The organism is Rubripirellula reticaptiva (assembly GCF_007860175.1).
Classification (GTDB): domain Bacteria; phylum Planctomycetota; class Planctomycetia; order Pirellulales; family Pirellulaceae; genus Rubripirellula; species Rubripirellula reticaptiva.
Genome location: NZ_SJPX01000002.1, coordinates 912150 through 925458 on the forward strand (window position 1 = coordinate 912150; position 13309 = coordinate 925458).

Genomic DNA, 13309 nt, shown 5'->3' on the forward strand with positions numbered 1-13309 from the left:
CGACTTCACTTCTCACCCAAAATCTGTTTCTTTTTTGTCCAAAATTCGTCGACGTTGTCGCGGCGAATTTGAGTCGCGGGGATGTTTAAGAATCCGCTTTCGGGTATTTCTAGTTCGGCCAACGTTTGGCCACGTGACAAGCCTGCCAGTACGCGAACCGACTGATATCCGTACTCATACGGGTTTTGCACAATCGTGCCGTAGACGTGTCCGTCGACGATGCCTTGAAGCGTCTCGTCGGCCTCGTCAAATCCGATCACTTGAATTTTGCCCAACTTGCCAGCTTGCGAGATCGCTTCCAACATCAGCGGCGGATTGTATTCGAACAGACCGACCATCCCGGCAAGGTCACTGTGCCGTGACATCGCGTCCTCAGCGTTGGCTTTTCCTTTCACGCGATCGAACTGGTCGGTGTAAGTTCCAACGATATGCCATTTGCCCTCTTTGATTTCGGCATCCGGCGGATCGAACCGTGACGAGTCCTCGCTGCGTCCCAGCAGTTCGTCGATCAAACCTTGACGACGGCGTCGTGCGTTGTCTTGTTCAACACGGCCGATGAACAAAGCAATTTTCCCACCTTCGGGCAAAGCTTGGGCAACCAGCTCGCCACACATACGACCAGCAAGATAATTGTCCATGCCGATGTAGCACTCGCGGTCCGAATTGGGCGCGTCACCGTCATGAGTAATCACGTGAGCGAACTTGGCGGCTTTGTTAAGCAGTTCGTTTTGGTTGTCCGGATCGATCGGGCTGACCGCAAAGCCGTCCGTGCCCTTGGTGATCAAGTCCTCGATCATACGTTTTTGGTCGCTGATGTCACTCGGCATCAACACCGAGACATCCGCATCAAAATCTTCGCCGGCTTGGTTCACTCCTGACTTAGCGATGACCCAAAACGCAGCGACGCCGTTGGTGACATACGCGACCGAGGGACGCGTCTGGGCGGATGATGACTTGGACTGTTTTGATGATCCGCAGCCGACCGTCATCAACACCGATCCAACGAAGGCAAACAGGACTAAGAGCGATGATCGTTTCATTATCAGTGTCAGTAAGGGGTTCTGCCCGGATTTACGTGAGACAGAAGAGTTTAGGCGGCGAAGGTTGAAGTCGCAAGCTTTGCGGACAGACCAATTGGGACGAGTTTGCCGTTTAGCCAGACAGCGACGCCGAATCGGCGTTCCCGACAACCAGCAAAGCCAAATGAAGGATCTCTCTTGAAGGATCTCTCTAAGCCAAGTGACCGCTGGCCATACGACCGGACTATCTGGCACCGATAACGTCGATTCGACGTCACCGCGACTAACAGGGCGGCTTTTGGTGTGGTTACGGTCGCGCATTTGACGAGTCAGAGACCAAGGACGATATTCGTCAAAGCTTGCATCGCAGGAGATCCACCGTTGAAAACCTCTCATCCAACACCTTCACACTTAACCACCCATCGTGCGTTCCGACGACCGATCGGTTCAGTTGCTGGACCGTCGTCGACTGCATCAGCGCTGACCAATGTTTCGGCTACCGATGCGGCCGCGAGAGTAATCAGTGAGACAGCACACGACCTGCGTTCGCCGCTGACATCGGTCCGCGAATCGATCCAATTGATCCATAACGGAGATCTAGGTTCGATCAACGAAGACCAACGCAGCTACCTTTCGGCGGCGATCGACCAATGCAACTGCATCGATCAGATGGTCGGGGAAATGGTTCAACTGGAACGACTCCGAACGGGCGCACCACGCGCGCTGCGTGGTTGGACTCCGGTCGCCAACATTCGGCGGCAAGTTGACGATGCGATCCGATCATGGGCAGTGCCTCGTGGGATCGATGTGTTGTGGGATTCCGCCGACAATGACGACGCAGCGATCTTTGCCGACGAAGCCATGATGCGCCGCCTTGTCGTTAACTTGGCGACCAATGCGATCCGCGCAAGCCGCGAAGGCAGCTCCGTTTTGATTCGCTTGATGCGAACTGAATCCGATGAAATGATTCAGTGGTCAGTCATCGATCAAGGCTCAGGAATCAGCGAGCGGGACATCTACCGAATCGCTGATCGACAAGTTTCCTTCGATGGTGGCGAAGGACTTGGACTATCGATTTGCCGCCAACTCTCGGCGGTCCATTTTTCATCGTTGCACATTCGTTCGCGATTGGGTGAGGGGACCGAAGTCAGCTTCTCGACACCCGCGATGGGACCGCGTTCGGTCGCTGGCGCATGGTCTCGCTGGCGAGTGGCCGCAAGGGTTGCCGAAAGAGGGCCGCTACAAAAACCGGGCCACAGACGCCTGCCGCAGACATCCGCAACCGCAAGAACGTTGGCGGCCACTGAAAAACGAGTTCGCCTGGACCCTCCGTCGATCGCGATTGAAATCACCAGCGAAACCGCAAAACCTCGTTGCGAGGATCGAATCGCCGCTGGCGTGGTAACCTTGGGAGCTGCTGTTTCTCGCGAGAACGCAGATGCGTTCGATCGATTGCTGCAAACCCAAATGCAATTGTTCGAACTTGCCTATCGAACCGACACGCGTCGTTGGGTTTGGGTCTTCGACGTCGACGCCCACGGCGTGGACAATCGAATTGCGATGATCAACGATGCAGCGACGAATCAGATCGGTGGTGTTCGCATGGCGTGGACCCCGCCGCAAATGATCCCTGTCGATGAGCGTCGAACCGAATCGAGACTCAGCGACCTGATGGTCCGCGAATCGCTAGCCGCGTCCAAGTCATCCACGGTGACCGACCATAACGAAGTCCGATTGGGATCGTCGCCACTAGTCCACTCCGACGCCGCTGCGGCCCGACTTGATGCTGAACTGAGACGACTAAGCAACCAAATGCGGGGGCAAACGTCGCGACTGCGTCAACAAGCACGAAACCTGCGACCGTTGAACTAGCAGTCAGCGATTAGCAGCCAGCAGTAAATTTCAACGACGAATTACGACGAACCCGTTGAGGGCATCGATTCGCTATGATCCGGCATGGTCCCACCAAAATCCATTGCCGCCCGCTTCACTGACCGAGTTCGCCCCGGCGAATTTGCCGCCGTCGCTTGGGCGACCGCTTGGTTCTTCTTTATTTTGTTGGGCTACTTGATCGTTCGCCCGGTGCGCGAAACGATGGGCAGCATCGGCGGGACACGAGAACTGCAAGGCCTGATGGCGGCCACGTTCGCCATCATGCTTGTGGCAGTTCCGGTTTATTCCGCATTGGTTGCCGCCTTGCCTCGCCGCTGGCTGGTGCGAGTCGTTTACCACTTCTTCGCAGCCTGCTTGCTGGCTTTTTTCTTGTTGATGCGAGTCGAAAACGAACTCGTTCAAGTCTGGACGGCGAGGGTCTTTTTCGTTTGGGTGAACGTGTTTGCCCTGTTTGCAACCAGCGTGTTCTGGAGCGTATTGGCGGACCTTTTTACCAGCGATCAAGGCAAGCGTTTGTTCGGCCTTGTTGCCGCCGGAGGAACGGCAGGTGCAATTACCGGATCGATCGTAACGAGCAAACTCGCCGGAGTCCTTTCAACAAGCTGGCTACTGCTGATTCCAATCGTGATGATCGAAGCCGGACTATGGTGTGCGTGGCGACTGGAAAAGCGATCCGCCGCAGAATCGCGGCAAGGACACCAAGCCGAAAAACAGGACAAACCGACCGGCGGCGGACTGCTTAGCGGGATCACCTTGATCTTTCGATCACCGTATCTGGCAACGATCTGTGTGTTTCTTTTTTTCGTCCAAGCCTGTGGTACACAACTCTATTTTGAGCAAGCTGAAATCGTCAACGCCACCATCGAATCCAAGCAACAACGAACAGTGCTGTTCGCCAACTTGGACCTCGGTGCACAAGTCTTGACGCTGCTTGTCCAGGCTCTGTTGTCGAGCGTGATTCTGCGACGATTCGGCGTTGCTGTGACGCTTGTGATCTTGCCGCTGGTTTATGGACTTGGATTTGCATCGCTCGCGTTTAGCCCAACCCTTGCCACGTTGATGGTCACGATGATCGCGACGCGAGCGACGGGATACGGCATCACCGTCCCTGCTCGCGAGGTCCTGTTTACGGTGGTTAGCCGCGAAGAAAAGTACAAGTCAAAGAGCTTCATCGACACGGTGGTTCTGAGAGGTGGCGATGCGATCTCTGGACAAGTATTCGGGTCACTGCGATCACTCGGATTGACGTTCACAACGCTAAATTTGGCTGTGCTGCCAATCGTTGGAATCTGGGCCGCCGTTGCTTGGCGACTCGGCGGACAGCAAAAACGTCGTGCCGAAGAACAGCCCCTTGAAAAACAGACAACGTTGCGAACGTTTTCTACCGATGCCGATTGAAACTCATTGCGATCGGCAACCCCAAGACTCCGCCAAGCGGTATCGCCAAGACCGCAAACGCAACACAGTGCCAGATTTCGATCGGGGCAAACGGTTCACACTTGGCCAAGATGGCTGCGATGATGGCGACTGGAATCAACCACGCAGTCGATACGATCGCGATCGCGCCAAGACCAGCCAATCTGGATTTCAGCAACGCCGCCGCGACCGAAACCGCCAAGACCGCTTTGGCGATCAACAACGTCACGATCACCGGCGTCGTCCAGAGACAGATTTCTCGCAGCGAGGCCATCGCGGACTCCCAGTCCGTTTGCCGGGTGAACCACATGGCAAACCAACCGACGAGGCCGAGAACAAAGATGCTGACGCCCGCGACCACGGCAATGGCAATCCAATCACGGCCTGCCGCCGCAGTCCAATACATCCCTATCGTCCAACCAAAAATCACGGTTGTTACCGACACGATGATCAGGATCGAAAGCTGAACTCCGATTGCGAAAGAATGATCGGGAACTCCCAACCACGCCGCCTGAGTAACGGCCCACTGCATCCAACTTTCGCGATTCGACGGCCACAGCGACCAGCCAGCAAACACAATCAGAATGCCCGAATAGACAAGCACCATGATCCCCATGGAAACGGCTAGCCGAGTCCACACGATTTGAGCATCCGTGAACGGCGAACGCACCAAGAAGGGTGCCAGCAGCGACGAATTTGACTTCTCCATCATGTTGGCGCCGTTACCCGACACGGCCGCTAAACTAGCGAACCCAATCACTGCCATCGTCAACGTGACGGGATGCAGCGGGAACACCAACGTCAACAACAAGATCGACGGTACCACCACCCACGTCAGCATGCGAAGCATCCATTCCCGGGTGCTGGCAAACTCGTACCAAGCCAGCGCTTTAAGAGGCGTCGCAAACTCGCGGTGGCGATCGACGGACTGCATCCACTGGGGAGCCAAACCGATGCGCGACGAATTGGCCAGCGACGGAACCAGGCCGTCGGGTGCTGTGCGTGCTCGCTCGATCGCTCGGACGGATCCATAAGTCGCAACGGCGTAGTTAGCGACCAAAAATAAGTGGCTGAACCAGAACGCCGCCCAGCGAAAGAACGGGATGTGAATATTGCGTTGGTTCATGAACAAAACGAAAACGCTTAGCGTGATCACTGCGACAACCGGCAGCGTAGCCAACCTAAGCCAGGCCCACTGCATCGGCCGCCAAGCGATCGCCATTCCCCAAATCGCGATCGAAGAAAATGCGATACAAGGAATCACTCGCGGGATAGGTTCGGAAGTCGCATAGCGAAGGAACGTTGAAAAGATCAACCACAACGCGCCAATCCAAGCCGTTTTCAAAGCGAGCGGCACAATCGCAATCTTCCATGATCGAATCGGACTTCGCAAAATCCAACGGTCACAATTGCTTTCGGCCGAACCGATACTGTTGCCACTGCTGAAATCGAACAGCACAAAACTAGCAAACCCGGCCGGCAAGAAACTCCATACCATCAGAGTCCCCAGCCAAGGTAAATCAGGCCTGGACGCACCTCGTTCTCGCATCGTCCATTCCAGCACCATTCCAATCGCCGTTCCGATCACGACAACGGCAATCAAGAATATCGCTGGCTTGCGACTTCGCGAAACAGCCAACCGAGTCAGGGCAAGTATCTCAGACATTAGTTGGCTCTCCTTCTATCGCAGCAACAGCCACTGGCCGCACGCGAGCCGAAAACCAGCGTTCCAGCGACAGGGGCCGCGTCTCGATCAACTCGTGCGCGGACAAAAAAGCATTTCGGTCAAACTGGTCAAGCTTCGCAGCGGCCGACCATTCGCCGCCGCTGGCTTGCCAGCCAAACACACCGCTGATCGACGGCGGTGCGGACACCGACCTTTCGAATCGGCAAACGATTTCGATGTATTCCGACGACAATTGGTTCGACGTGGTCGTTTCAATGATTTGGCCGTCATGCATCAGCGCGACATGGTCGCAAACGCGATCCACTTCTTCGAGCAAGTGGCTCGAAAACAGCACCGTGCGGCCATCATCATTGACCGTGCGAATGATCGCTTCCAAAATGTCGCGACGTGCGATCGGATCGAGCCCGCTGGACGGCTCGTCCAAAATCAACAACTGTGGTCGGTGTGCGATCGCGACCAACAGACCGGCTCGCGCTCGCCCGCCCTTGGACAACGCACTGAGCTTCGTTGATCGCGAAAGCGAGAACAGATCGCAAAGTTCTGTCGCGTACGCCTGATCCCAAGTGGGGTAAATCGCGCGAGTGAAATCGATCAGCTCACCCACTCGAATCCATTTCGGCAGCGAGTCTTCTTCGGTCAAATACCCAACTCGTTTCAGTACGCCTTCGGGATCCGCCACAGGATCCTCGCCAAGCACACGAACCCGCCCCTGCTTAGCGGCAAGCGATCCGATCAGGTGCCGAATCAATGTCGTCTTGCCAGCACCGTTGAGCCCCACGAGGCCAAAAACGGTGCCGCTGGGAACGGCCAGACTGACGTTTTCGAGCGCGACTTTTCCGCGAAACGAACGGCTTAGCCCTTCGACTTCCACGGCGTAAGATGCATCCGCGCCGACCGACTCAGAACCCAAGGAGTTGTGGGTGGGCGAACTTGCAGGATCATTCATGACCGTTCTCCATCGCGAGTAATCTGGGAGTCACGTTTGCGCAACAGCTCGACCACGTCGTCGAGCGAAAAGCCGAGGTGGCGAGATTGGATGATCAAATTGTCGAGGTGCTTTTCCAGCATTCGGCGCCGCTCGGCGATGCTGCGCCGCTCGTGCAGTTCGGCGACAAAGGTCCCCGTGGTACGGCGTTTCTCAACCAGCCCCTCGACTTCCAGTTCGCGATAGGCTCGGGCAACCGTGTTTGGATTGACCTGCAAGGTTTCTGCAAGCGCGCGAATCGCAGGCAACTCGTCGCCCGAATCCAAACCGCCTGTCACGATGCGGTTTCGAATTTGATCGACGATCTGCTGGTAGATCGGAACGCCGTCGGAAGAAAGATGGATACGCATGATTGACCTGTTGTGTTAACTCAGTGATACAACAGTCGGTTTTGCCTGTCAAGCAAAAAGCGTGAAACCGCGGCAACGTGAAGCCGGCCCCCAAATGCCGGTTTCACGCGTGCAACTGAAAGAAATCTGTTTTTCGACCAAATGCACTTGCGAAAGGGGGGGCGATCTTGCGATAGCCCACTGAAGCAACAACCCAAACGGTCATGCGAAATTTGACGCGCATGCCCAGGGGCTTTGAACGCATCGACTTCCAGCGAAGTGATTCCGTACAAAGCCTGGATGAATCGCAGGAGCAACGAAAACAATGACTCAACGAATACTGCCAATAACGACACTTCGATCCATGCTTGCCGTGGCCGCCATCATCGGACTCTCGATTTCGGCCAATGCCCAAGACATGGTTCCTGAATTCGGCGCCGAACCGGCATCGCCCACCGCGGGCATGTTCAGCAACCTGAACCCTGCGAACTGGAAGATGCCAGACTTCAAGGGCATGCTTCCCGGCCAAGACGAGAAAGCCCGGATCGTTGAAAAGAAGGACGGGCTATTCAGTGAAGTCAAAAAATCAGCTTCTAACAGCTGGGCCAAGACCAAAGAGGTCTTCAACCCTCAAAAGCTCAATCCGGTCAACTTCCTGCCCGCTTCGTCGCGAACGGAATCGACCAGCGAAGAAGCGAAGCCGGGATTCTTTCGATCGCTGTTCATGCCGGCACCTGTCGAAGAACAGCGCACCGAAACGGTGCAAGACTTCTTGAAGCAATCTCGCCCCAACTGACGTATCGTCCAGCGATTCGTCACTACACCGAACACTCGTCGACCGCTCGTCGAACACTCGTCGATTTAGCAGCACGAAGCACAAGCAAGTGATCCACTTGCTTGCACTTCTTTCGAATCAACGTTGAACGGACCCGCGCGAGGTCAAACCGAGGCGGACTCTTGCAATCCGAATGCGAAAAGCGTTTCTCGCAGTCGCTGAGCCTCGTCTTCATTCAGCGGTGTCATCGGCAGACGCAGATCACCACTGTCGCGGCCGACCATTTGCATCGCTGCCTTGAGCGGGATCGGGTTGCTTGCGATTCCCAGCATGTTGCTGCACAGAGCAAACATTCGGTGGTGAAGTTGCCTCGCCGTTGCGAAATCACCAGCAGCGGCGGCATTCACCATTTCGATCATTGGCCCCGGCGCCAAGTTGCCGACGACCGAGATCACGCCTTCGGCGCCGACACTCATCATCGGCAAAGTCAGCGAGTCGTCGCCAGACAACACAGTCAAATCGGTGGTTCCTAGGATCGCCGAGCATTGATCTAGTTTGCCGGTGGCTTCCTTGACCATCGTAATTCCAGCTAGCCCCGAGAGCCGCTGTATCGTTTCGACGTCTATCTCCTTTCCCGTTCGACCGGGAATGTTGTAAACGCAAACGGGGATCCCAGCATCTTCAGCAATCGCTTTGAAGTGTTGGTAAAAGCCTTCTTGGGAAGGTTTGTTGTAGTACGGTGCGACCTGCAGCGTCGCATCAGCACCTTCTTTCGCGGCCCGGCGAGTCAATCGCAAGGCTTCGGCGGTACTGTTGCTGCCAGTGCCGGCCATCACTTTGGCACGCCCGGCGACGCACTGGATCACTTCGGTAATGACGCGTTCGTGCTCATCGTGCGACAAAGTCGGCGATTCGCCGGTCGTTCCAGCTGGCACAATGCATGTGGTTCCCGCATCGACCTGGAATTCGATTTGTTCTCTCAGTCGGGCGTAATCGACTTCACCATCGGTGAAAGGCGTAATGATCGCAACCGACAAACCTGCGAACTCAGACCCCTTACGCGGGGAATTACTGCGCGGTGGATGACCCTGGGTCATGAAAAATCTCGCTTCAAATGGACGTGAATGACTCGGGCCGAAGTGTACCAGCACTGCGGGTTTTCGCTAAAGGACCGAAACCAGGGGAAAACGAGAAATTCCGCGGCCTCTTTGGGCTTGCGTGAGCGGCTTCTTACGCCATACTTACCCGCTTCGCGTGAAAACACCTGGCTGCATCTCCTGCGCCAAATGGTAAATTGTGCCGGCAAGTGATGCTGACATGGTTGTCTCGCCTGACGGCAAAGACCACGCAGTAACGAAACAAGACTCCCGATCAACATTGTCAGTTTAAGGTAACGCATCGATGGCGGACGTATTTCAAGTCGAAACTCGCACAGAAGTCGGTTCGGCAGCCACGCGGCGTCTACGCATGACGGGCATGGTTCCCGCTGTTCTTTATGGACACGGCGAGGCAAACAAGCACTTGGCCATTCCTGAAGCCCAAGTCCGATCCGTACTGCGACACCACGGCAAAATGGTGGAACTAAGCGGCGATTGCAAAGAAACCGCCTTGGTTAGCGATGTCCATTGGGACCCGTTTGGTATTGACGTTCTGCACTTGGACCTGATCCGAGTGAACCTAAAGGAACTGGTCGAAGTCACCGTTCCAATCAACTTGCATGGTGAATCCATCGGTGTTCGCGAAGGCGGAATGCTGCTGGAAAACTTTCACGAAGTGGAAATTCGCTGCCCTGCCGGCCAAATCCCGGAAAGCATCAGCTTGAATGTCACCGAGCTAGGCCTTGGCGCCAACATGACTGCTGGTGACCTGGAATTGGGCGAAGGCATTGAGCTAATCACCCCTGCTGACACTGTCGTTTGCCACGTCGAAGAGCCTCGCACATCGTCCGCGGACGACGATGGTGCCGCTCAAGAAGTTGAGCCCGAAGTGATCGCCAAGGGCGGTGAAAAGACAGAAGAGTAGAGCAACGATCCCGTGAAGCTTATCGTTGGGCTAGGAAATCCCGGAAACAAGTACGATCAGACGCGACATAACATTGGGTTTGTCGCCGTCGAAAAGATTGCCTCCTTGATTTCGGCAAGCCCTTCGAAGACAAAGTTTGACGGTTTACTCGCCGAGGCGGTCACCAGCGGCAAGAAGGTTGCACTGCTGTGGCCACAGACTTACATGAATGCGAGCGGCCAGAGTGTCCGGCGAGCTGTCGACTTTTACAAGATCGACGCCGAAGACGTACTGGTGGTTTGCGACGATTTGAATCTAGCGAGCGGAAAAGTGCGGTTGCGAGCCTCAGGCTCGGCAGGAGGTCAAAAAGGGCTTTCTGACACCATTCGGCACCTGCAAACGGATTCATTTGCGAGACTGAAGATTGGAATCGGCCGTCCTCCCGAAGGATGGGAGGTTACCGATTATGTGCTTGGGAAATTTTCAAGCACCGAACGAGAAACGATGGAAGTTGCCACAACAGCGGCCGCGAAAGCGGCAATCTGCTGGGCGACCGAAGGCGTTGCGGCGGCGATGAACCGGCACAATGCAGGCGAAGAGAAGAAGCCGAAAAAAAGACCGAACCAAACCAAAACGGCTGGGCAGCCGAAAACGCCCGCGAGCGATTCCGAAACCTCCGACGAGTCGACCTGATTCGTCGAGCTAACGACCAAAGACCGAAACTGTTTTAGAGAGATTGACCAACTGTGGCTAAGAACACCTACGAAACGCTGCTGATCCTTGACAGCAACATGTACGCTCGCGATCCGGGCACCGTTGCTCAACAGATCAGCGACATCATCACCGAAGCTGGCGGCGACGTCCTGGTCAGCCGCTTGTGGATGGAGCAAAAGCTGGCATACCCCATTGCGAAGCACCAGAAAGGCACCTATTGGTTGGCCTACTTCGAAATGGAAGGGCCGAACTTGGTCAAAATTGACCGCGCGTTCCACCTTTGCGAACCTGTCCTGCGCCAACTGACGCTGAAGTTGGAACCACGGTTGATCGAGCCTATTTTGGCGAACGCTCGCGGTGAATCCATCCGCGTTTCGGCATCGGCAGAGACCGCCGAGGAAGAAACTGTAGATGACGAATCAGATGAAGTAGAAACCGCCGACGCGTAGGGCTGCAGCAGCCAGTTAATCGAGATCAAACGATGGCCAGTTACAACCGCGTAATGTTGATGGGGAACCTGACCCGAGAAATCGAGTTGAGGTATACACCTGGCGGTACAGCGGTGATGGACAACGCGATCGCGGTCAACGATCGACGTAAGTCTGCCAGCGGTGAGTGGGTCGAAGAAACAACCTTCGTCGACATTACTTTCTGGGGGCGAACGGCCGAAGTGGCGAGCGAGTACCTAGGCAAGGGATCACCGATCTTTGTCGAGGGACGCCTAAAACTCGACTCCTGGGAAACAGACGGTCAAAAACGAAGCAAGCTAAGAGTTGTCTGCGACCGCATGCAGATGATTGGCGGACAGGTCGGCAACCAACCTGCTGGTGGTCAATCCAGCAGCGGTCAAAGCCGCCCCGCCAGCACACGACAAGAGAGCACACCAAGACACGACAGCGAGAACTCAGCTAGGCCAGCCGCCCAAACCCAACGAGTTAACGAAGCCCCTGCCTCTCAAAACCCAGCCCCGCCAAGCCAACAACCAATGTCAGCCGGCCGACCGTCGGCTCAACCGACCGGTGATGGCGACGGCTACGACGAACCGGATATTCCGTTCTGAACTATTTTTCGGTATGGTTGCCCTGCTTGGCTGCCCGAGGCACGCTACAACTAGCACCTTGCAACGTCTAGCAACTCGCTGCATCCGGCCTGCCAACCGACCCTAACCCAACATTCAAACCTACCAACTGAAACATCGGTTCGATCATTTCGAGATTCTGACATGCCAACTTCAACTCCCCGCAAACGTGACCAAACCTTCAAGCGATTGCCCAAAGGCCCCAATGGTGGCGTGCAACTGCTTCTGATCCACAACGTCGAACACCTAGGTCGCCAAGGCGACATCGTCGAAGTGAAGTCGGGTTTTGCACTGAATTTTTTGCTGCCACAAGGCTTGGCGACGGTAGCCACCGATCACCACAAGCGAATGGTCGATAAGCACCGCGAGAAACTGCGTGCGATCGAACTGGAAAAGCTAAGCGAATTCCGCAAGCAAGCCGACGAACTTGGCAAGCAATCGATTACGATCGAAGCCAATGCGAACGACGAAGGCCACCTATACGGCAGCGTCGGACCACAAGAAATCGTCGACTCGCTCAAGGGTGCTGGCTTCACATTGGCAAGCGACCAAATTCGCCTGGAAGGCCCGCTGAAGGAACTGGGGCTTTACACGGTCAAGGTTCACTTGCACAGCGAAGTCGATGCCAGCGTCAAGGTTTGGGTGGTACCAACCGTGACTGGCGATAGCGGAAACGCATAACTGCGGTCCCGTAATTCCTCACGTAAGTCGCTGAAGCTTGAAAAGCTTCGGAGACAAACGTGATCCTTGAAATTTGCGTCATCTGTTGCCTGAATTTCACCGATATTCCCATCAATTAGAATTCCTGCTAAGTTCATAGTTGGAAAAGTCGCCCGGGACCTGTGCCCCACGTTCCGGTGCGATGTGACAGGAGCCTCAACTGCCCCTGAGGCTCCTGTCACCCTTTTATTTTTGATATTTTTGACCGGCATTTGTGTCTCGATCGTTTTAAATTTTGCCAGAACGATCATCTGATGATTCAAATACGGGGCTGTGGCGGAACTGGCAGACGCGCTAGATTTAGGATCTAGTTCCTTAACGGAGTGCAGGTTCGATTCCTGTCAGCCCTATTTGAATGCTCTCGAGATCCCATTCGTTGGGATCTCTCTTCCGAAATTTCGGACCACTGTACTGGCACTTGATTGAAATAGATCGTGAAAGACCGCCCAATTCGCACCGCTTGTCATTGACCATTTGCCATCTCGCAAATACATTTAGCCGAAAAATGACGTGTTTTAGGCTAATAGGTCACCTGACTGAGGTGCCAACGCCATCCTCTCATCATCCTGCGGCCACTCGTCGCTTCACGTGATGACCTCTTCGGAGGCACCTCACCATCGTTTTTTTGCCCTGGCGATCCTCCGGATCAAAGGGCGGAATCGATCAAGGGGTTGGTTTCAAGCACGCTGTTC

The 13309-nt window shown here is 55.2% G+C and carries 13 protein-coding genes and 1 tRNA gene; 9 read left to right on the forward strand and 5 right to left on the reverse strand.

Features of this window, described 5'->3' with window-relative positions; translation table 11 throughout:
- Nucleotides 1–5 precede the first annotated feature (5 nt).
- On the reverse strand, nt 6–1040 hold the full coding sequence (locus tag Poly59_RS09625) for a sugar-binding protein (protein WP_146533848.1): 1035 nt from the start codon (nt 1038–1040) through the stop codon (nt 6–8).
- Nucleotides 1041–1400: 360 nt separating this feature from the next.
- On the opposite strand from Poly59_RS09625, the gene Poly59_RS09630 reads away from it, so the two are divergent.
- Together Poly59_RS09630 and Poly59_RS09635 are read left to right on the forward strand one after the other, a co-directional pair.
- Nucleotides 1401–2891, forward strand: a complete 1491-nt coding sequence (locus tag Poly59_RS09630; RefSeq protein ID WP_186776125.1) for a sensor histidine kinase — start codon at nt 1401–1403, stop codon at nt 2889–2891.
- Between the two features lie 84 nt (nt 2892–2975).
- Nucleotides 2976–4310, forward strand: a complete 1335-nt coding sequence (locus Poly59_RS09635) for an NTP/NDP exchange transporter (RefSeq protein WP_146533850.1) — start codon at nt 2976–2978, stop codon at nt 4308–4310.
- On the opposite strand, the gene Poly59_RS09640 is transcribed toward Poly59_RS09635, so the two are convergent.
- The 3 genes from Poly59_RS09640 to Poly59_RS09650 are packed head-to-tail and all read right to left on the reverse strand — an operon-like array spanning nt 4294 to nt 7350.
- A complete protein-coding gene (locus tag Poly59_RS09640; RefSeq protein WP_146533851.1) occupies nt 4294–5994 on the reverse strand; it encodes a hypothetical protein in 1701 nt (566 codons plus the stop codon). The two genes, Poly59_RS09635 and Poly59_RS09640, sit on opposite strands and share 17 nt — an antisense overlap.
- Nucleotides 5987–6961, reverse strand: a complete 975-nt coding sequence (locus tag Poly59_RS09645; RefSeq protein WP_146533852.1) for an ABC transporter ATP-binding protein — start codon at nt 6959–6961, stop codon at nt 5987–5989. The genes Poly59_RS09640 and Poly59_RS09645 overlap by 8 nt, the downstream gene beginning before the upstream one ends.
- Nucleotides 6958–7350 carry a GntR family transcriptional regulator gene (locus Poly59_RS09650; protein ID WP_146533853.1) on the reverse strand — a complete coding sequence of 131 codons (393 nt, stop codon included), beginning with the start codon at nt 7348–7350 and terminating at the stop codon, nt 6958–6960. Before Poly59_RS09650 ends, Poly59_RS09645 begins: the two co-directional genes overlap by 4 nt.
- 304 nt (nt 7351–7654) lie before the next feature.
- Here Poly59_RS09650 and Poly59_RS09655 point away from each other — a divergent pair, with 304 nt between their 5' ends.
- Complete coding sequence (locus tag Poly59_RS09655; protein ID WP_246151522.1) at nt 7655–8125, forward strand: hypothetical protein; 471 nt, start codon at nt 7655–7657, stop codon at nt 8123–8125.
- A gap of 143 nt (nt 8126–8268) precedes the next feature.
- On the opposite strand, the gene dapA is transcribed toward Poly59_RS09655, so the two are convergent.
- Nucleotides 8269–9201 (reverse strand): 4-hydroxy-tetrahydrodipicolinate synthase, encoded by a 933-nt coding sequence (dapA, locus tag Poly59_RS09660; RefSeq protein ID WP_146533854.1) that lies wholly within the window; start codon nt 9199–9201, stop codon nt 8269–8271.
- 304 nt (nt 9202–9505) lie between these two features.
- Here dapA and Poly59_RS09665 point away from each other — a divergent pair, with 304 nt between their 5' ends.
- The 6 genes from Poly59_RS09665 (at nt 9506) to Poly59_RS09690 (ending at nt 12967) form a co-directional block, all read left to right on the forward strand.
- On the forward strand, nt 9506–10126 hold the full coding sequence (locus Poly59_RS09665; RefSeq protein WP_146533855.1) for a 50S ribosomal protein L25: 621 nt from the start codon (nt 9506–9508) through the stop codon (nt 10124–10126).
- Nucleotides 10127–10138: 12 nt separating this feature from the next.
- Nucleotides 10139–10798, forward strand: a complete 660-nt coding sequence (gene pth, locus Poly59_RS09670; RefSeq protein WP_146533856.1) for an aminoacyl-tRNA hydrolase — start codon at nt 10139–10141, stop codon at nt 10796–10798.
- 53 nt (nt 10799–10851) lie between these two features.
- Complete coding sequence (gene rpsF / locus Poly59_RS09675; RefSeq protein WP_146533857.1) at nt 10852–11268, forward strand: 30S ribosomal protein S6; 417 nt, start codon at nt 10852–10854, stop codon at nt 11266–11268.
- A 32-nt stretch (nt 11269–11300) separates the two neighbouring features.
- Nucleotides 11301–11879 carry a single-stranded DNA-binding protein gene (ssb, locus tag Poly59_RS09680; protein WP_146533858.1) on the forward strand — a complete coding sequence of 193 codons (579 nt, stop codon included), beginning with the start codon at nt 11301–11303 and terminating at the stop codon, nt 11877–11879.
- 162 nt (nt 11880–12041) lie between these two features.
- The gene (gene rplI / locus Poly59_RS09685; protein ID WP_146533859.1) at nt 12042–12578 is read left to right on the forward strand and encodes a 50S ribosomal protein L9; all 537 of its coding nucleotides are present in this window, start codon (nt 12042–12044) and stop codon (nt 12576–12578) included.
- Between the two features lie 306 nt (nt 12579–12884).
- Nucleotides 12885–12967: transfer RNA gene (locus Poly59_RS09690), tRNA-Leu, on the forward strand.
- The last annotated feature ends 342 nt before the right edge of the window (nt 12968–13309 follow it).